The organism is Streptomyces sp. NPDC012466 (assembly GCF_042955215.1).
GTDB lineage: Bacteria > Actinomycetota > Actinomycetes > Streptomycetales > Streptomycetaceae > Streptomyces.
The window spans coordinates 286,013-303,946 of record NZ_JBIBEQ010000006.1 but is presented as its reverse complement, the minus strand read 5'-3'; the positions used below and the strand labels follow the sequence as shown (position 1 = coordinate 303,946).

The following is a 17,934-nucleotide window of genomic DNA, read 5'->3' as shown; positions in this document are numbered from 1 at the left end:
ATATGACGCACCGTCAGATGCGGAGAGAGGGGCCCCATGGACGCCCGCTTCACCGACGAACAGGACGAGATCCGCCGCACCCTGCGCGAACTGCTGGCCAAGCGGTGCGGTCCCGAGGAGCTGCGGGCCGCCGTCGACACCCCGGCCGGCCATGACCGGGCCCTGTGGACCACCCTCGCCGAACGACTCGGCCTGCCCGCCCTGGCCCTCCCCGAGGCCTACGGCGGTGTCGGCTGCCCGGTGGCCGACCTGGCCCTGGCCTGTGAGGAGACGGGCCGGGCCCTCGCCCCCACGCCCCTGCTCGCCACCGCCGTGCTCACCGCCCCGCTGCTGCTGGCCCTCGGCACCGGCGCCCAGCGCGCCGAACTGCTGCCGCCCATCGCCTCCGGCCGCCTCACCGCCGCCCTCGCCGTACCGGGGCCGGCCCTCGCCACCGCCCTCGCGCTCACCGGCCACGACCGGCGCGGTCAGTGGGCGGGCGGCGGACGGGCCGGGGGAGTGCAGGCCCGGAGGGCGGAGGGCGGCTGGCGGCTGTACGGGCAGGTCGAGCAGGTCCTCGACGGGCACAGCGCCCACCTGCTGGTGGTCGCCGCGCACGCCGGGGGATTCGCCCGGTCCCGGGTGCTGCCCTTCCTCGTCCGCGGTGACGCCGCCGGTCTGACGCGTGTACGGCAGACCACGCTGGACGCGACCCGTCCCCAGGGGCGCATCCAACTGCGCGATACCCCGGCCGAGTTGCTGGGCGGTGAAGCCGTGGACGTCCTCGCCGCCCTCGCCCGGCTCGGTGACGCCGCCGCGGCCTGTCTCGCGGCCGAGGCCGTGGGGGCCGCCGGCCGGGTGCTGGAGCGGACCGTCCAACACGTGGCGAGGCGCGAGCAGTTCGGGCGGCCGGTCGGCTCCTTCCAGGCGGTCAAGCACCGGCTGGCCGACGCGTACGTCCAGGTGCAGGCGGCCCGCTCGGCGGCGTACTACGCGGCCTGGGCCGCCGTCGACGCCACCGCCCCCGCCCGCGAGGAGGCGGCCGGCGGCCTCGCTCTCGCCCAGGCGCTCGAAGCCCTGCGCCGCGCCGCCGCCGAGGGCATCCAGTTGCACGGCGGCATCGGATTCACCTGGGAACACGAGGCTCACCTGTACTTCAAGCGTGCCGCGGGCGACGAGCTGCTGTTCGGGCCGGTGCACCGGCTGCGGGCACACGCCGCCGAGGCGGCACACGTCTTCGAGGAGGCCGGCACATGAGGGGTGCGCGCGTGGTGCAGAAAGTGTCGTCGACCAGGGGCTTCGCCCGCGTGGCGCCGCACGTGGTGCCCGCCCTCGACCGGGTCGTCCACCGGCTCACCCGGGGAAAGGTGCTGCTCAGCGCCCAACTGCTCCCCGGTGTGGTGCTGACCTCGACCGGGGCGAGGAGCGGGCTCGCCCGGCGCACGCCGCTGGCCTGTATGCCGGAGGACGGCGGGCGCGCCTGGATCCTCGTCGGGTCCAACTTCGGGCGGCCGGGGCACCCCGCCTGGAGTCACAACCTGCTCGCTCATCCCGACGCCGAGATCAGCTGGAAGGGGCAGGACGTCCCGGTCACGGCCCTGCTGCTGGCGGGGGAGGAGCGGGCGGCGGCGTGGCGGGCGCTGCTGGCGTTCTGGCCGCCGTACGCGACCTACCAGGCGCGGGTGGAGCGGGAGATCCGGGTGTTCCGGCTCGTACGGAGGGCCGGGAGCGCGACAGGCGGCGGTCCACCCGGGTGACCGCCGCCTGCCAGACAGGACTTGTGGATAAGAGGTCGTCGCGCCGCGCTACTTCGTCGGCTTCCGGCCGGTGACACCGAGGTACACCAACAGGGCGACGTTCGGCTTCAGTTCGGCCTGTTTCACGCCCCAGGAGGAGAAGCCCTTCTGGTGGGAGGCGACGGCCGCGAGCATCGCGACGAGCGAGCCGGCGACGGCCGCCGGGTTCACGTCCTTGTCGACCCTGCCCTTGGACTGGAGCTCGGCGACGGCGTCCGCGAGGGAGTTGTTCACCGAGTTGAGGATCTTCATACGGAGTTTGTAGAACCGTTTGTCGCCCTCGGCGGCACCGAGATCGACGACCCGGAGGATCGCGTCGTTCTTGCGCCAGAACTCAAGGAAACCGTCGACGAGTTCCTGAGCCGTCTGCCAGCCGGCCTTGCCGGCCCAGGAGCGGCCCTCCAGGAGCTCCGTCAACGCGGCGCCCTCGGTCGCCATTTGCTCGGCGATCTCCAGGACGGCGCCCTCGACGTCCGGGAAGTACTGGTAGAAGGTCGCGGGCGAAGTGCCCGCCTTCCGGGCGACATCGATGACTTTGACGTCCCGGTACGGGGAGGAGCTGAGCATCTCGCTGAGGCAGTCGAGCAGCTTCTGCCGGGTCGCCTGCCCACGCCGGCCGGCCACGCGGCCGTCGACGGTACGCACTTGTCCTGTCATGCCGTCAGCTTACCGAGGCGCGATCGTGGCGCGATTCGGCCGACTGCAAATGGGGTGTGAGGGAGTGCCGAGGCTGGTGTGCCTGGTCTGCGGGGTGCGGCAGACGCGGTTACGTTGTCGGCATGGCCGAAAACAGGGCATCGGTGTACGGAGAGGGCGTCCCCTGCTGGGTGGACGCGCAGCTTCCCGACGTCGAGGCGGGCAAGCGGTTCTACGGTGAACTTTTCGGGTGGTCCTTCGAGGACTGGTTCGACTCCTTCGCGCAGGCGCTGAAGGACGGCGAGCCCGTGGCGGCTCTGGTCCGCAAGGTGGACGGCCGGCTGCCCACCGTCTGGACGGTGTACTTCGCGACCCCGGACGCACCGGCCCTGGCCCGGCGCATCCGGGACGCGGGCGGACAGGTCGTCTCGGCGCCGGTGCCGGCCGGCGAACTGGGCGTCACCGCGCTCGTCACCGACCCGGAGGGCGCCGTCTTCGCTCTGTGGCAGCCGGAGGAGCACCCCGGCTTCGGCAAGCGGCACGAGCCGGGCACCTTCGCCTGGGCCGAGCTGTACGCCCGGGACACCGAGGCCGCCAACGCCTTCTACGGCGATCTCTTCCAGGAGGCCCTCTTCGGGCCGGACGCCGCGCCGGATTTCGGCCGTGCCTCCGTCTCCGACGTGTTCCCCGCCGAGATGCCGCCCCACTTCCTGGTGCACTTCGCGGTCGAGGACGTCGCGGCCGCGCTGGAGGACGTGAAGCGGCTCGGCGGCCGGGTCCAGGCCCCGCCCTTCGAGACCTCGTACGGCGAGGTGGCCGTCGTCACGGACAATCAGGGGGCGTCCTTCGCGCTGCTGCACCGCTGAGCAGGCATTGTTTGGTCATCGTTTGATCACTTTCATGCCGAGACATCCCAATTGTCACCGGGTTCGCCACCACGGCTCCGGCCAGGAAGAATCAGGGTGCGTGCCGCCATGGCGGTGCGGTGGTGAGACGCTGCACGGGGTCGCGTGGAACATGTGGCTTGGCGCGGCTCGTACGGGGAGGTGGCAGGCAGAGTGGTGGATCAGCTGACGCAGCACGATCCGCGGCGGATCGGGCCGTTCGAGGTGCTGGGACGGCTGGGTGCCGGCGGCATGGGGCTGGTCTATCTCGCGCGTTCGGCGTCCGGCAGGCGCGTGGCGATCAAGACCGTCCGGACGGAGCTGGCCGAGGACCAGCTGTTCCGGGTCCGCTTCACCCGTGAGGTGGAGGCGGCCCGCGCCGTCTCCGGCTTCTACACGGCCGCGGTCGTGGACGCCGACCCGCGCGCCGCCGTGCCGTGGCTGGCCACCGCGTACGTCCCCGCGCCCTCCCTCGAGGAGATAGTGAACGACTGCGGCCCGATGCCGGCCCAGGCGGTGCGCTGGCTGGCGGCGGGCGTTGCCGAGGCGCTCCAGTCCATCCACGGTGCGGGCCTGGTGCACCGGGACCTCAAGCCGTCGAACGTCCTCGTCGTCGAGGACGGGCCCCGGGTGATCGACTTCGGTATCGCGTCCGGCGTTTCGAACACCCGTCTGACGATGACGAACGTCGCGGTCGGCACCCCCGCCTACATGTCCCCCGAGCAGGCCAAGGACTCCCGCAGCGTCACCGGCGCCAGCGACGTCTTCTCCCTGGGCTCGATGCTGGTCTTCGCCGCCACCGGGCACCCGCCCTTCCACGGCGCCAACCCGGTCGAGACGGTCTTCATGCTGCTGCGCGAGGGCCCGGACCTCGAAGGGCTCCCGGACGAACTGCGGCCGCTCATCGAGTCCTGTATGCAGATGGACCCGACGGCCCGCCCCAACCCGGCCGACCTCCAGGCCCAGCTGGCCCCCCACCTCTTCGGCTCCGGCTCCGACGACAGCGGCACGGCCTCCGCGTGGCTGCCCGAGCGGGCCGTGGGCCTGATCGAGTCCCGCCGCAACGGCCGCCCGGCCGGCAAGCCCGCCCAGGGCGCCGGACGCAGTGGCGGCGGACGCCCCGCCCCCGGCCCCGCGCCCATCCCGCCCCCGCCCTCGCACGACCCCGTCGTCCCGGCGCCCGTCCCCGCGCCGGCCGGCGGCCCCGATACCGGCCCCGTCCGGCTGGCCGGCGCCAAGGTGCCCATCGGCCCCGGCCCGCGGGTCGCCGACGTGCGTGCCGCCGCCGTCCAGGCGCCCCGTCCGGAGGCCGCCCTCGCCGCCTCCTGGTCCAAGCCCCGCCCGGGCGTCAACGGCACGGACCCCGCCGTGGGCCCCGCCGTCGCCGCGCCCCCGGCCCCGGCCGCACCGCCGGAGCAGGCCGGTGGCTGGCGGCCCTGGCGCTTCCGCATGTCCAACGACGTCTGGGGCACGCCGTCGGTCGCCGACGACCTGGTCTACGTCACCTCCTTCGAGGTGCACGCCCTGGACGTCGCCACCGGCCGCCGCCGCTTCAAGACCCGGGACGTCGCCTGGTCCATGGCGGTCGCGGACGGCCGTATCCACGCCTCCGACGGGCCCACCCTGTTCGCCCTGGACGCCCGTGAGGGCGGCGACCTGTGGCGCCTGCAGACGGACGCCTGGGTCTACTCGCTCCAGGCCGGCCGCGGCACCGTCGTCACCGGCACCCGCGGCGGCGGCGTCCAGGGCTGGGAGGCCTCCGGCGGCCAGAAGCTCTGGGAGATCACCGGCTGCCAGTCCGACTTCGAGTCCCCCGAGGCGGGACCCGTCCTGCACGACGGCACGGTCTACGTGTGGCAGGACGCCCGGCTGCGCGCCCTGGACGCCCGCACCGGCGAGGAGCGCTGGTCGTACCCGATCGGCGACGCGGCCTCCTGCGGCGGCGTCCCGGTCCGGCTCACGCAGGCCACCGACGGCTACGTCTACGTCTGCGCCGGCACCCGCGTCCTGGCCCTCGACGTGGCCGCCGGGCACGTGAAGTGGCACTTCGAGGCCCCGGCCGTGTTCCTGTGCCCGCCCACCTTCGTCCCCGGCCCGGCCGTCACCGGCGGCGGCATCTACCTAGCCGACTACCTCGGCACGGTCTACGCCCTCGACGCCACCGACGGCCGCGACCGCTGGCGCATCGCCACCGAGGCCCGCTCCTGCGTCGACTCCGTCCTGGTGGCCGCCGGCCATGTCCACGTGGGCAGCGGCAAGGGGCTCTACACCCTCGACGCGGTCACCGGCACACCCAAGTGGCGCTTCCAGGCGGGCGGCGACATCGTGGGCACCCCCTCGGTCGCCGAGGGCCGTATCCACTTCGGCTCCACCGACCACCTGCTCTACACCCTGAAGGCCGATGACGGCCGGCTGCGCTGGAAGCTCGCCACCGGCGGCGAGATCACCGGCTCCCCGGTCGTCCGGGACGGGGTGGTGTACGCGTGCAGCAAGGACCGCTGCGTCTACGCCCTGGACGCGGAGAAGGGCACGGGCACCGCACGCACCGCCTGACCGGCCCGGGACGGCCGTCGTACCGGTGCGGAAGGGGCTCCGGGCGGCGGCTGTCGCTCGTCGGGGAGCGGCCCGTTCACCGCTTCCGCCCACGGCGCCACGCCGGGTACCCACCGGTCGCCCCGCGGTGACATGGCCGTGACAGGCGCTCACTAGGCTCTCCGCCATGCAGACACGGGGGCGAAGGCTCAGGTACACGGCGGTGCTGGTCCTGGTCGTGCTGGCACTGACCGGCTTCTCGTCCGGCCGGGGCCGCGGCGGCGGTCACGGTCACGGCGGCGGAGGGGGCGGGTGCAGCAGTTCCAGCCAGGACCACGACAGTTCGAGGTCGTCGACGTCGAGCGGCGGCTCGTACGGTTCCAGCGGTTCGAGCGGAGGCTCCTACGGCTCCGACGACGATGACCACGGAAGCAGCAGTGGCGGCAGCTCGTACACGCGCAGGCCGAACTACCGCTCCACGCCGACCTCCTCCTCCGGCAGCGGCAAGGCCCTGAAGGACGGCACGGCGAAGCTCGTGAGCTGCGCGACCCCGGCGGCCCCCTACGCCACCGTCGAGGTCCGTAACCCCAACGGCCGCAAGGCCGGCTTCTCCGTCTCGGTCACCTTCGAGGACGCCCAGGGCATCACCGTCGTCAGCCGGTACGGGGACGTCACCGTGCCCGCGAACGGCACGGCCACCGTCGACGTCCAGGTGGGCGGCGGCTCGAGCCTGGTGGACTCGGTCGACCACTGCGACGTCGACCGCCAGGCCCTCGTGGACGACTGACGGGACCCGCCACTGCGGGGCGTCAGTCCCGCAGTTCCGTCAGGAAGCCGATCAGCGCCTCGTTCACCTCAGCGGGCCGCTCCTGCTGCGTCCAGTGGCCGCAGCCCGGCAGCACGAGCGGCTTGCGGCGCAGGTTCGGCATCAACTCAGGCAACTGCTCGATCAGTTCCGGCGTGCCAGGGAAGGCGGGCACGAGGTCTCGGTCGCCGTACACGTACAGCGCGGGCGGGGTGACGACCGCGCCCTGCCAGGGGGCGGTCAGCTCCCAGTTGCGGTCCAGGTTGCGGTACCAGTTGAGCGCGCCCGTGAAGCCCGGCTCGAAGCTCTCGGTGAGCAGGTCGAGGTCCTCCTCGGTGAGCCACTCGGGCAGCACCTCGGGGTTCGGCGCGTCCGTGAGCCAGCCGCGCTCCAGGTCGACCAGGGCCTGCTCGGGGCGCCCGGCGTCCGGCGCGTCACCGGAGGCGGAGTACAGCAGTTTGCGCAGGGTCGTGCGGGTGTCGGCGCCGAACTCGGCCTCCGCGGCCCCGGGCCGGTGGAAGTAGTTCCAGTAGAAGCGGCCCTGGAACCGCTCCTGCATGGTCTCCAGCGGGGGCCGGCTTCCGCGGAAGGGCGGCGGCACGCTCAGCCCGGCCACCCCGCGCACCACGTCCGGCCGCAGCAGCGCGGTGTGCCAGGCCACCGGCGCGCCCCAGTCGTGCCCGACGACGAACGCCCGCTCCTCGCCCAGCGCGTGGATCAGTCCCACCACGTCCCCCACCAGGTGGAGGATGCTGTACGCGTTCACGTCCTCGGGGCGGTCGCTGCCCCCGTACCCGCGCTGGTCGGGCGCGACCACCCGGAAACCTGCCTCGGCCAGCGGCCCGAACTGGTGCCGCCAGGAGTGCCAGGACTCCGGGAATCCGTGCAGCAGCACCACGAGCGGGCCCTCGCCCTGCTCCGCGATGTGCAGCTGTATGCCATTGACGTCGATCATCCGATGCTCAACCACGCCCCGAGCATACGCATGTATGAGGAAACGATTTTTACTCGCGCAACCGGTACTGCCGCGACCGTCCCGAGAACAGCCGGGCCTGCCGCGCTCCCGCCGCGTTCCCGAGTGCGATGAGGTGCGGTGCCTGCGCGATCCCCTGCGAGCGCCCCGCCTCACTGGCGGCCCACAGGGCCCGCACCGTCCCCTGCACGGCCTCGGTGGGATACCCGGCGAGGACGGCGGCACACCCGGCCGCCGCACTCAAGGCCTCGCCCTCCGCCACGAGTTCCGACACCAGCCCGATCTCGTACGCCCGCCGGGCCGAGATCCGCTCCGCCGTCCCCATCAACGCCATCCGCGCGACCTCCCCGTAGGGCATGCGCTGCGCCATCAGGACGGACTCGTAGGCGCTGACCATGCCGTAGGTGGTGTGCGGGTCGAAGAAGGAGGCGGTGGTGTCCGCGACGACGAACTCGGCCTCGCCGAGCAGATAGAAGGCCCCTCCGCAGGCCATGCCGCGCACGGCGGCCACGACCGGTTTCCACAGGTCGTTCGCCTTCGGTCCGATGCCGAGCAGCGGGTCGTCCTGCGCGTAGGGCGAGTTCGGCTGCGGCACGACGGCGTCCCGGTCGATGCCGGTGCAGAAGGCACGCTCACCGGCCCCGGTGAGGACGATCGCCCGCACGGAGTCGTCGAACCGCAGCTCGCCCCAGGTGGAGGCGAGTTCGTCGGCCATGGCGAGGTCGACGGCGTTGAGCCGCTCGGGCCGGTTGAGCGTCACGACGGCGACCCCGCTGTCCGCGTCGGTCCGCACGAGGACGCTGTTCATGACCGCTCCGGAACCCACTGGGGAAGGCCGTCGTGGAAGACGGCCCGCACCCGGGCGCCGATGCGAAGGTTCTCGGGCGGGAAGGAGCCGAGCGGCTGCCCGGCCCCGGTGACCAGGTTGCCCACCAGCCGGATCCGGGGCGCCTCGTCCAGCTCGACGACGACCACGTTGTACGGCGCGTGCGCGGCGTAGTCGGGCAGCAGCGGCGGATGGGCCACGACGTACGACCAGACCCGGCCCCGGCCGGACACCGGCCGCCACTCGGCGTCGAAGGACTGGCAGTGCGGGCAGCAGGGCCGGGGCGGGAAGCGGAGTTCTCCGCACGCGGCGCAGGCCTGGACGCGCAGTTCGCCCTGGGCGGCGTACTCCCAGAACGGGGCGCCGTCGGGGTCGGGGACGGGACGCAGCATGGTCGCTCCTCAACTCCTCAGCAGCAGGGCGGAGGTCGGGACCCCTTCGCCCGCCGTGACCAGACAGGCGGAGGCGCCCGGTACCTGGGCGGTGCTGGTCCCCCGCAGCTGCTTCACCCCTTCGTTGATGAGGTTGAAGCCGTGGACGTAGGCCTCGGACAGCCCGCCCCCGCCGGTGTTCACCGGCAGCAGCCCGCCGATCTCCAGCGCCCCGCCCTCGGTGAACGCCCCGCCCTCACCGCGCCCGCAGAAGCCGTAGCCCTCCAGGGAGAGCAGGACCAGCGGCGTGAAGGCGTCGTAGATCTGGGCGATGTCGACGTCCTCCGGGGCCAGGTCGGAGTGTTTCCACAGGTGCCGGGCGGCGCTCCAGGCGGGGCCGGTGAGGGGATCGTCGTTCCAGTAGTTGACCATGCCGTGGTGCTGGGCGGGCAGCGACTGGGCGGCGGAGTGGACGTAGACGGGCCGGCGCCGGCAGTCGCGGGCCCGCTCGGCGGAGACCACGACACACGCCAGCGCCCCGTCGGTCTCCAGGCAGTTGTCGAAGAGGCAGAGCGGCTCGCTGATCCAGCGGGAGGTCATGTACATCTCGCGGGTGAGGGGCCGGTCGTACATGATCGCGGCGGGGTTCTGGTTGGCCCGGTTGCGGCAGGCGAGGGCGACGTTGAACAGGTGGTCGCGGGTGGCGCCGTACTCGTGCAGGTAGCGGCGGGTGAGCATCGCGATCTCGTCGGCGGGCCGCAGCAGCCCGAACGGCCGGGTCCACTGGGCCGGGGTCGGGAGCTGGACGGTCGTGTTGGTCCAGGGCCGCGGCCCGCTGCCCCGCTTGCGGGACCGCCAGGCCACCCCGACACTCGCCTGCCCGGCTGCGATGGCGGCGGCGAGATGGGCGACGGTGGCGCACGAACCCCCGCCGCCGAAGCCGACCTTGCTGAAGAAGGTGAGGTCGCCGAAGCCGCAGGCCTTGGCCAGCTCCACCTCGTCCGTCTCCTCCATGGTGTAGGAGGCCAGGGCGTCGACCTCGCCGGGCGCGATCCCGGCGTCGTCCAGAGCGGCCAGGACGGCGCGGCAGGCGAGGGTGCGTTCGTCCTCCGGGAGCCGTTTGGCGAAGGGTGTCTGACCTATGCCGACGAGAGCGGTGGCGTCCTTGAGGCCTCCCGATCCTGCTGCCATGCTGCGCGCACCTCCGGGCCCGAACGGTCGCTGACAGACCGTCAGATTACAGATAATCTGACGGGTAGTCAGCTCCTATGGCGTGGGGAGGCGTGCGGTGCGGGCGGATACGGCATGGGGAAGCGTTCCGGGCCTGGTCAGGGCGGCGGCCGAGAGGTACGCGGACGTCGAGGCGGTCGTCGAGGGCCGCACCCGCGTCACCTACGCGGAACTGGGGGCGCGCGTGGAGCGCGCGGCGGCGGCCTGCCTGGCGAACGGGATCGAGCCGGGCGACCGGGTCGGCATCTGGGCCCCGAACTCGCTCGACTGGATCGTCGCCGCCCTGGGCGCCGTCTCGGCGGGCGCGGTGCTGGTGCCGCTGAACACCCGCTTCAAGGGTGCCGAGGCGGCGGACGTGCTGCGGCGCGGCGGAGTCCGGCTGCTGTTCGTCACCGGCACGTTCCTCGGCACCTCGTACGTGGCGTCCCTGCGCCGGGCGGCGGGGGACGGCCCGGGTACCGGACCGCTGCCCGGCCTGCCGGCCCTGGAGCACGCGGTGGTCTTCTCGGACGACGCCCCGGCGGGCTTCCTGACCTGGAAGGACTTCCTGGCGAGCGGGGAGGGGACGGGGTCGGCGGCCGTGCGGGAAAGGGCCGCGGCCGTGCGGGGGACCTGGCCCTCGGACATCGTCTTCACCTCCGGCACCACGGGCCGCCCCAAGGGCGCGGTCATCACCCACGAGCAGACGCTGCGGGCGTACGACATCTGGGGCGACCTTGCGGGCCTCACCCGCGGCGACCGCTACCTGATCGTCAACCCCTTCTTCCACACCTTCGGTTACAAGGCCGGGGTGATCGCCTGCCTCATACGGGGCGCGACGATGATCCCCCAGCCGGTGTCCGGCGTGGACACCGTCCTGGCCAACATCGCCGCGGAACGGATCTCCGTCCTCCCCGGTCCCCCGGCCCTCCTCCAGTCCCTGCTCGACCACCCCGCACGGGACGCCCACGACCTCTCGACCCTCCGCCTGGTGGTGACGGGAGCGGCGGTGGTGCCGCTGCGGCTGGTGGAACGGCTGCGCACCGAACTCGGCATCGGCACCGTCCTCACGGCGTACGGCCTCTCCGAGGCGAGCGGGGTCGTCACGATGTGCCGGCGCGGCGACGACCCGACGGTGATCGCGTCCACGTCCGGCCGGGCCATCCCCGGCACGCGGGTACGGGTCGTGGACCCCGAGGGCCGGTCCCTGGAACCGGGGGTGCCGGGCGAGGTCCTGGTCCGCGGCTTCACCGTCATGACCGGCTACCACGAGGACGAGCGGGCCACCGCCGAGGTGCTGTCACCGGACGGCTGGCTGCGCACCGGCGACGTCGGAGTCCTGGACGCGGCGGGCAACCTGCGCATCACCGACCGCCTGAAGGACATGTTCATCGTCGGCGGCTTCAACGCCTACCCCGCCGAGATAGAGCAGCTCCTGGGCCTCCACCCGGACGTGGCGGACGTGGCGGTGATCGGCGTGCCGGACGCCCGGCTCGGGGAGGTCGGCCGGGCCTACGTCGTGCGGCGCCCCGGCGCCCTGCTGACCGCCGACGACCTGATCGCCTGGTCCCGCAGGGAGATGGCGAACTACAAGGTGCCGAGAACGGTGGAGTTCGTCGCGCGGCTGCCGCGCAACGCGAGCGGGAAGGTCCTGAAGGGCGCGCTGCGGGACGCGGTCACCGGCTGAGCGGCAGGGCCGGGGTGCCGGTGACCGACATCATCAGGGAGTAGAGGGTGGTGTCGGCGGCGATGAACAGGCGATTGCGCCGGGCACCGCCGAACCGGACGTTGGCGACGGTCCCGGGCACCAGGATGCGGCCCAGGAGCGTGCCGTCGGGGTCGTAGCAGTGCACGCCCCCGTCCATCGCGGCCGCCCAGAGCCGCCCCTCGTCGTCGAACCGGATGTTGTCGAAGGTGCCCTGCGCGCACGCGGCGAAGACGTCACCGTCCGAGAGGGCCGACCCGTCCTCGGGGACGTCGAAGACGCGGATGTGGTTGGCGACGCTGTCGGACACGTACAGCTGCCGCTCGTCCGGCGAGAAGACGAGCCCGTTCGGCCCCTGGAACCCGTCGGCGACCAGCCGCACCTCTCCGCTCGCGGGGTCGACGCGGTAGACGTTACGGGCGCCGATCTCGCTCTCGGCGCGATGCCCCTCGTAGTCGGTGGCGATCCCGAACTCGGGGTCCGAGAACCACACCGACCCGTCCGACCTCACGACGGCGTCGTTCGGGCTGTTGAGCCGCTTGCCCCGGAACCGCTCGGCGAGCACGGTGACCGACCCGTCGTGCTCGGTCCGGGTCACCCTGCGATTGCCCTGCTCACAGGTGATGAGACGGCCCTCGCCGTCCAGGGTGCTGCCGTTCGGGTACCCGGCGGGCGAGCGGAACACCCCGACGGCCCCGGTGGTCTCGTCCCACCGCAGCAGCCGGTCGTTGGGGATGTCGCTCCACACGAGATACCGCCCGGCGGGCACGTACACCGGTCCCTCGGCCCACCGGCACCCCTCGTACAGCGTCTCCAGCCGCGAGTCCCCCGCCTGACATCTCCCCGTCCGGAACCGCTCGTCGAGGGTCTCGTACAGGTGGGGCTGCTCGCCGGGCATGGGGCCGCCTTCGTGGTGGAACCGACGGGTGATCTGCGCGGACCCACTATCGCGCGCCGGGACCGGCGGCGCACTCCGCGGGGCGGGTGATGCCCGCCCGGCTCAAGGACGCGCACCGTCGCGGCACCCGCGTCGTGACCGGCTCGATGACGCTCATCGAGGCGTAGCGACGGGCCCGCACGGCCACAGGTACGCGATCGACGCGGCCCAGGCCGTGCTCGTGAGCCGGCGGCCCGAAGGCGCGGTGCTCTTCACGTCCGACGAGGACGACACGGGAGAGCCGTGCGGGCCGGGCGGGCGGGTCGTGCGGTGCGACGGGACGGCCCCCGCCCGCGGACGCACCTCGGCCGCGACGGCTCCCCCTCCGCGCCGCCGCGGCCGAACCCCGTGAGTGGTGGCTTACTTCGTCGGCTTGAAGGGCTCCGACGTCGCGTGCAGGTCCTTGACCTCGAGCGGCTCCTCGGTCGCGTGCAGGTCCTGCTTCTTGACGGCGCCCTCCTCCGTGGCGTGCAGGTCCTTGGTCTCCAGCGGCTCGGTGGTGGCGTGCAGGTCCTGCGGCTTGAGCTCGTCGCCCATGATCGTCAACTCCCCTTGGCATGGAACAAGCAGTCGGATCGGCGGGCCCGCCCGGTCACTCCCCCGAGGATGGCCGGGCAGGCCCACCCGGGCCGCTCGCCCCGAATCATCAGGGCGAGGCCCGTGCGGTGACCCGTCTGCCCCCCGACGCGACGGATCGACTGCGTCCATCATGGCGTGCGGCGATAAACGAATGATGAACGCCCCGACGCGCCCTCAGGCCGCCTGCACCGGGGACAGCAGCGCACGCACCTCGGCGGCCTCCGGCGAGCCCAACTCCTCGTAGATCGCGGCCGCTTCCTGCCAGCAGACCTGGGCCCGGCCGGTCTGGCCGAGGCCGCTGAGCGCGCGCCCGAGAACCGTGAGGACGTTGCCCCGCCGCCACTGTCCGCCGATCCCGCGCAGCACCGTGAGGGCCATCTCGGCGTTGGCGGCGGCCCGTGCCGCGCGCCGGGCGGCGAGATCCACCTCGGCCAGCCGGAACAGGCTCATGCCCTCCCACAGGCGCTGCCTGCTGTCGCGGAACACCTCCACCGCCTCCTGGAGCCGGTCGGCGGCCTTGCCCAGCTCCCCGCTCTGGGTGAGGGCGAGCCCGAGGGCGTAGCGGGCGTTCGCGCCGCGCATGGAGTTGCCCATGACGTCGTAGATGTCGATGCCCTCCTGGGCCAGCGCGACCGCGCTCTGGGTCCGCCCGGTCGCGAGGTGGATCCGGGAGAGGTTGCAGAGCGCGGCGGCCTCGCCGGGGCGGTCGCCCAGGGCCCGGAAGTGCTCGATGGCCCGGGAGAGGTGCTCCTCACCGTCCGTGTGCCGGTTCTGGTAGAGCGCGATGATGCCGCGCGCGTTGCGCGCCCAGCAGACGGGCAGCAGGTCGTCGGACTCCTGCGCGAGCAGGATGGCCCGCTCCGCCTCCTCCTCGGCCCGTTCGAAACGGCCGCTCACGTGGTGGACGTTGACGAGCGTCATCAGCGCGCGTGCTTCCGCCCGCCCGAGGCCGTGCGACCGGGCCGCGTCGACGAGCGCCCCGGCCGTCGCCTCGTACTCCTTGGAGTTGGCCCCCGACTCGGAGAGGTCGTGCGCCGCCCACAGCAGGTCGATCGCCCGGGGGAGGGTCTCCGGCTGCCCCGCGGACTGCCGTACGCACGCGAGGAGACAGATGGCCTCCGCGTACAGCCAGTCCTGTGCCGCGTGCCGGTTGCCGAACCGCAGCCCCGGGTACGACGTGGGTTCCAGGTGATCCACCAGCCGGTCGCCCGGCCGCTCGATCGCGTACACGCGCGCCGCGGACGCCAGGTAGAAGTCCAGCAGCCGGGACAGCGCCGAGCTCCGTTCGCTCGGGGGCAGTTCGTCCCTTTCCGCACAGGCACGCGCGTAGAGCCGCACCAGGTCGTGGAAGCGGTAGCGGCCGGGGGCCGCCGATTCGAGGAGGGAGGTGTCCACGAGGGACTCCAGCAGGTCCTCGGTGTCCTCGACCGGCAGGTCCAGGACCGCCGCCGCGGCGGTGAGGGAGATGTCGGGGCCGTCCGCCAGGCCGAGCAGGCGGAACGCGCGGGCCTGGGCGGGTTCCAGCTGGCCGTAGCCGAGCTCGAAGGTCGCTTTGACGGCCAGGTCGCCGGCCTGGAGTTCGTCCAGGCGGCGGCGCTCGTCGGCGAGCTTCGCCGCGAGGACCGACACCGTCCAGGTACGGCGGGCCGCCAGGCGGGACGCCGCGATGCGGATCGCCAGCGGCAGGAAACCGCAGGCCGCCACCACGTCCAGGGCGGCCTTCCGCTCGGACGCCACCCGCTCCTCGCCCACGATCTTCGTGAACAGCGCGAGCGCCTCGTCCGGGGACATCACGTCGAGGTCGATCAGGTGGGCCCCGGCCAGGTCCACCATCCGCATCCGGGAGGTCACCAGCGCCGCGCAGCCGTCCGTGCCGGGCAGCAGGGGGCGTACCTGGGCGGCGTCGCGGGCGTTGTCGAGCAGGACCAGCACCCGGCGCCCGGCCAGGACGGAGCGGTACAGGGCCGCGCGTTCCTCCAGGGAGTCGGGGATCGCCGAGTCGGCCGTGCCGAGGGCGCGCAGGAACGAGCCCAGGACCGTCTCCGGTTCCGCCGCCCGGGCGCCCGCGCCCTGGAGGTCGACGTACAGCTGCCCGTCCGGGAACGCCGCGCGGGCCTGGTGCGCCACGTGCACGGCGAGGGTCGTCTTGCCGACGCCGCCGATGCCGGCCAGGGCCGAGACCGCCATGACCCGGCCCTCGGCGGAGGTGAGGATGTCGCCGAGTTCGCGGACGAAACCGGAGCGGCCGGTGAAGTCCGGCACCGTCGCGGGCAGTTGGGCCGGGCGGACCGGGACAGTGGCCGGCTCGGGGGCGGGGGAGGAGGGCTCCGCCAGTGAGGGGTCCGCCTGGAGGATCCGCTGTTGCAGTTCGCTCAGGCCGGGGCGCGGGTCCACACCGAGTTCGTCGGCGAGCAGCCGCCGGGTGTCGGCGTACACAGCCAGTGCCTCGGCCTGGCGGCCGCTGCGGTAGAGGGCCAGCATCAGGAGCTCGCGCAGCCGCTCCCGGAGCGGATGGGCCGCGGTGAGGGCCGTGAGCTCGGAGACGGCCTCGGCGTGGCAGCCCTGCTCCAGGTCCATGTCCAGGCGTGATTCGAGGAGTTGAAGCCGCCACTCCTCCAGCCGGACGCGCTGGGCCTCCGCGTAGGGGCCCGGCACGCCGGCCAGGGTCTCCCCGTCCCACAGGGCGAGGGCGCGGCGCAGGGTGGCGCGGGCGTGGCAGAGTTCGCCGGAGGAGCGGGCCTTCTCCGCCGCCGTCGCCAGGTCCTGGGCGACGGTGAGGTCCAGGGCGCCCTCGGCGAGACCCCGGATCGCGTAGCCACCGGACTCGCTGACCAGGACGGCGTCGGCGGTGGTGCCGGCGCCGGACCGGCGTCCCTCGCCGCCCGGGTCCAGCACCTTGCGCAGGCGGGAGGCGTACGTCCGCACCGCCGCCAGCGCCTGCGAGGGCGGTTCCTCACCCCACAGGGCGTCGATCAGCTCCGCCGCCGTGGCGGTCCGGCCCTCGCGCAGCAGCAGGGCGGCCAGCAGGGCGCGTTGCTGGGGGGACCCGGTGGTGACCGGCTCGTCACCGCGCCGGGCGCGCACGGGGCCGAGCACGCTGAAGCGCAGCGTCATGGAGTCCCCCGGCTCCGTGAGCCCTTCCGGCGTCGCCGGCTCCGGCGACTTCGACGCGTGGTCGGGACGCCGCTGCTCCGGTACGCGCGGCACACCGTCCGGTACACCGTCCATGCAGTCCCCCTAGACATCCTGAGCAACCACGCCAGTTTGCCTTGTTGACGGCGGATACGTCAGCCGTGGGAGACACCGATCACAGGGCGGCACACGGGAGACCACCAGGTCTGCACACTCTCTCCGCATGCGCCGGGCCGGATCGAGTGGATCACGCCATCACGGCCGGAACCGGCCCCCGTCCGCATAGCTGACGCCCCGTCAGATCAGCGCTACCGTGAGCGCCATGGACACCCACGACAGCACCTTTCCGCTGATCATCTCCGTGGACGACCACACCGTGGAGCCCGCGAGCGTCTGGCAGGACCGGCTTCCGGAGAAGTACCGGAGCGCCGGGCCTCGGATCGTCCGGGCTCCCGTGAAGGAGATGACCTTCCTCGGGGGCCGCTTCAAGCCGGTCATGGGGCAGCCCGGGGACGACGGTCCCGTCGGGGACTGGTGGGTCTACGAGGATCTGCGCCGGCCCCTGACCCGGCTCGACACCGCGGTCGGGTACGACAGGGACGAGATCCGGCTCGAAGTCATCACCTACGAGCAGATGCGGCCCGGTTCCTACGACGTCACCGAGCGGCTCGCCGACATGGACGTCAACCACGTCCAGTCCGCCCTCTGCTTCCCGACGTTCCCGCGCTTCTGCGGCCAGACCTTCACCGAGGCGAAGGACCACGAGCTGGGCCTGCTCTGCGTGCGCGCCTACAACGACTGGATGGTGGAGGAGTGGTGCGGCCCGGACGCGCACGGGCGGCTCATCCCCCTGCCCCTCATCCCCCTGTGGGACGCCGAACTGGCGGCGGCCGAGGTCCGGCGCAACGCCGAGCGCGGGGTCCGGGCGGTCGCCTTCTCCGAGATACCGCCGTTCCTCGGGCTGCCCTCCATCCACACCGACGGCTGGGACCCGTTCCTCGCCGCGTGCGACGAGACCGGCACGGTCGTCGCCATGCACATCGGCTCCAGCAGCCGCATGCCGTCCACCTCCGCGGACGCCCCGCCCGCCGTCGGCTCCACCATCACGTACGCCAACTGCTGCTTCTCCATGGTCGACTGGCTGATGAGCGGCAAGTTCGAGCAGTTCCCGCATCTCAAGGTCATGTACGCGGAGGGCCAGATCGGCTGGATCCCCTACATCCTGGAACGGGCCGACGTGGTGTGGGAGGAGAACCGCGGCTGGGGCGGCGTCGCCGACAAGGTGCACCGGCCGCCCTCCGAACTGTTCGCCGAGCACGTCTACGGCTGCTTCTTCGACGACGCCTTCGGGCTGCGCAACCTCGACTCCATCGGCGTCGGCAACGTCCTCTACGAGACCGACTACCCCCACTCCGACTCCACCTGGCCCAAGTCCCGCGAGGTCGGCGAGGCGCAGATGGGGCACCTGGAGCCGGAGGTCGTGGAGCGGATCGTGCGGGGGAACGCCATCGAACTGCTCGGGCTGACGGCCGAGGGGCTGTGGCCGGGCAGCGGCGGCGCGCGGTGAGCC

General features: G+C 73.0%; 15 protein-coding genes. 7 read left to right on the top strand and 8 right to left on the bottom strand.

The genetic code is table 11. The features are described 5' to 3' along the window. The first annotated feature begins 36 nt into the window (after positions 1-36). Together ACFY9E_RS23430 and ACFY9E_RS23425 are read left to right on the top strand one after the other, a co-directional pair. Positions 37-1,236: an acyl-CoA dehydrogenase family protein gene (locus tag ACFY9E_RS23430; RefSeq protein WP_390987221.1), complete on the top strand. Its 1,200-nt coding sequence runs from the start codon at positions 37-39 to the stop codon at positions 1,234-1,236. Next, the gene (locus tag ACFY9E_RS23425; protein WP_390987220.1) at positions 1,233-1,736 is read left to right on the top strand and encodes a nitroreductase/quinone reductase family protein; all 504 of its coding nucleotides are present in this window, start codon (positions 1,233-1,235) and stop codon (positions 1,734-1,736) included. Before ACFY9E_RS23430 ends, ACFY9E_RS23425 begins: the two co-directional genes overlap by 4 nt. Positions 1,737-1,784: 48 nt before the next feature. Here the strand turns inward: ACFY9E_RS23425 and ACFY9E_RS23420 are convergent, their stop codons facing one another. Continuing rightward, positions 1,785-2,432, bottom strand: a complete 648-nt coding sequence (locus ACFY9E_RS23420) for a TetR family transcriptional regulator (RefSeq protein ID WP_390987219.1) — start codon at positions 2,430-2,432, stop codon at positions 1,785-1,787. A gap of 122 nt (positions 2,433-2,554) precedes the next feature. Between ACFY9E_RS23420 and ACFY9E_RS23415 the strand changes: the two genes are divergently transcribed. From ACFY9E_RS23415 to ACFY9E_RS23405, 3 genes are all read left to right on the top strand, one after another. Beyond that, positions 2,555-3,277 (top strand): VOC family protein, encoded by a 723-nt coding sequence (locus ACFY9E_RS23415; RefSeq protein WP_390987218.1) that lies wholly within the window; start codon positions 2,555-2,557, stop codon positions 3,275-3,277. 192 nt (positions 3,278-3,469) lie between these two features. After that, complete coding sequence (locus tag ACFY9E_RS23410) at positions 3,470-5,848, top strand: PQQ-binding-like beta-propeller repeat protein (protein WP_390987216.1); 2,379 nt, start codon at positions 3,470-3,472, stop codon at positions 5,846-5,848. A 166-nt stretch (positions 5,849-6,014) separates the two neighbouring features. After that, the gene (locus tag ACFY9E_RS23405) at positions 6,015-6,614 is read left to right on the top strand and encodes a hypothetical protein (RefSeq protein ID WP_390987214.1); all 600 of its coding nucleotides are present in this window, start codon (positions 6,015-6,017) and stop codon (positions 6,612-6,614) included. A 22-nt stretch (positions 6,615-6,636) separates the two neighbouring features. On the opposite strand, the gene ACFY9E_RS23400 is transcribed toward ACFY9E_RS23405, so the two are convergent. Genes ACFY9E_RS23400 through ACFY9E_RS23385 form a run of 4 tightly spaced genes read right to left on the bottom strand, consistent with a single transcriptional unit; the run spans position 6,637 to position 9,993 of the window. Next, entirely contained in the window at positions 6,637-7,587 is a 951-nt protein-coding gene (locus ACFY9E_RS23400; protein WP_390987618.1) for an alpha/beta fold hydrolase, read from the bottom strand. A 49-nt stretch (positions 7,588-7,636) separates the two neighbouring features. Continuing rightward, complete coding sequence (locus ACFY9E_RS23395) at positions 7,637-8,413, bottom strand: enoyl-CoA hydratase-related protein (protein ID WP_390987213.1); 777 nt, start codon at positions 8,411-8,413, stop codon at positions 7,637-7,639. Next, positions 8,410-8,823: an OB-fold domain-containing protein gene (locus ACFY9E_RS23390; RefSeq protein ID WP_390987211.1), complete on the bottom strand. Its 414-nt coding sequence runs from the start codon at positions 8,821-8,823 to the stop codon at positions 8,410-8,412. The genes ACFY9E_RS23395 and ACFY9E_RS23390 overlap by 4 nt, the downstream gene beginning before the upstream one ends. Positions 8,824-8,832: 9 nt before the next feature. Further along, positions 8,833-9,993: a lipid-transfer protein gene (locus tag ACFY9E_RS23385; protein ID WP_390987210.1), complete on the bottom strand. Its 1,161-nt coding sequence runs from the start codon at positions 9,991-9,993 to the stop codon at positions 8,833-8,835. 97 nt (positions 9,994-10,090) lie between these two features. Here ACFY9E_RS23385 and ACFY9E_RS23380 point away from each other — a divergent pair, with 97 nt between their 5' ends. After that, entirely contained in the window at positions 10,091-11,698 is a 1,608-nt protein-coding gene (locus ACFY9E_RS23380) for a FadD3 family acyl-CoA ligase (protein WP_390987208.1), read from the top strand. Here the strand turns inward: ACFY9E_RS23380 and ACFY9E_RS23375 are convergent. From ACFY9E_RS23375 to ACFY9E_RS23365, 3 genes are all read right to left on the bottom strand, one after another. Beyond that, positions 11,688-12,614: an SMP-30/gluconolactonase/LRE family protein gene (locus ACFY9E_RS23375; protein ID WP_390987207.1), complete on the bottom strand. Its 927-nt coding sequence runs from the start codon at positions 12,612-12,614 to the stop codon at positions 11,688-11,690. The two genes, ACFY9E_RS23380 and ACFY9E_RS23375, sit on opposite strands and share 11 nt — an antisense overlap. A gap of 399 nt (positions 12,615-13,013) precedes the next feature. Continuing rightward, the gene (locus tag ACFY9E_RS23370; protein WP_390987206.1) at positions 13,014-13,190 is read right to left on the bottom strand and encodes a hypothetical protein; all 177 of its coding nucleotides are present in this window, start codon (positions 13,188-13,190) and stop codon (positions 13,014-13,016) included. 216 nt (positions 13,191-13,406) lie between these two features. Beyond that, complete coding sequence (locus ACFY9E_RS23365) at positions 13,407-16,460, bottom strand: BTAD domain-containing putative transcriptional regulator (RefSeq protein WP_390987205.1); 3,054 nt, start codon at positions 16,458-16,460, stop codon at positions 13,407-13,409. Positions 16,461-16,686: 226 nt separating this feature from the next. Between ACFY9E_RS23365 and ACFY9E_RS23360 the strand changes: the two genes are divergently transcribed. Beyond that, the gene (locus ACFY9E_RS23360; RefSeq protein WP_390987204.1) at positions 16,687-17,931 is read left to right on the top strand and encodes an amidohydrolase family protein; all 1,245 of its coding nucleotides are present in this window, start codon (positions 16,687-16,689) and stop codon (positions 17,929-17,931) included. The last annotated feature ends 3 nt before the right edge of the window (positions 17,932-17,934 follow it).

Bases quoted from the DNA above. Each gene is read 5' to 3' on its own strand.
- ACFY9E_RS23390 (WP_390987211.1), bottom strand. From the start codon at position 8,823: ATGCTGCGTCCCGTCCCCGACCCCGACGGCGCCCCGTTCTGGGAGTAC.
- ACFY9E_RS23425 (WP_390987220.1), top strand. From the start codon at position 1,233: ATGAGGGGTGCGCGCGTGGTGCAGAAAGTGTCGTCGACCAGGGGCTTC.
- ACFY9E_RS23415 (WP_390987218.1), top strand. From the start codon at position 2,555: ATGGCCGAAAACAGGGCATCGGTGTACGGAGAGGGCGTCCCCTGCTGG.
- ACFY9E_RS23420 (WP_390987219.1), bottom strand. From the start codon at position 2,432: ATGACAGGACAAGTGCGTACCGTCGACGGCCGCGTGGCCGGCCGGCGT.
- ACFY9E_RS23400 (WP_390987618.1), bottom strand. From the start codon at position 7,587: ATGATCGACGTCAATGGCATACAGCTGCACATCGCGGAGCAGGGCGAG.
- ACFY9E_RS23365 (WP_390987205.1), bottom strand. From the start codon at position 16,460: ATGGACGGTGTACCGGACGGTGTGCCGCGCGTACCGGAGCAGCGGCGT.
- ACFY9E_RS23405 (WP_390987214.1), top strand. From the start codon at position 6,015: ATGCAGACACGGGGGCGAAGGCTCAGGTACACGGCGGTGCTGGTCCTG.
- ACFY9E_RS23385 (WP_390987210.1), bottom strand. From the start codon at position 9,993: ATGGCAGCAGGATCGGGAGGCCTCAAGGACGCCACCGCTCTCGTCGGC.
- ACFY9E_RS23395 (WP_390987213.1), bottom strand. From the start codon at position 8,413: ATGAACAGCGTCCTCGTGCGGACCGACGCGGACAGCGGGGTCGCCGTC.
- ACFY9E_RS23430 (WP_390987221.1), top strand. From the start codon at position 37: ATGGACGCCCGCTTCACCGACGAACAGGACGAGATCCGCCGCACCCTG.
- ACFY9E_RS23360 (WP_390987204.1), top strand. From the start codon at position 16,687: ATGGACACCCACGACAGCACCTTTCCGCTGATCATCTCCGTGGACGAC.
- ACFY9E_RS23375 (WP_390987207.1), bottom strand. From the start codon at position 12,614: ATGCCCGGCGAGCAGCCCCACCTGTACGAGACCCTCGACGAGCGGTTC.
- ACFY9E_RS23370 (WP_390987206.1), bottom strand. From the start codon at position 13,190: ATGGGCGACGAGCTCAAGCCGCAGGACCTGCACGCCACCACCGAGCCG.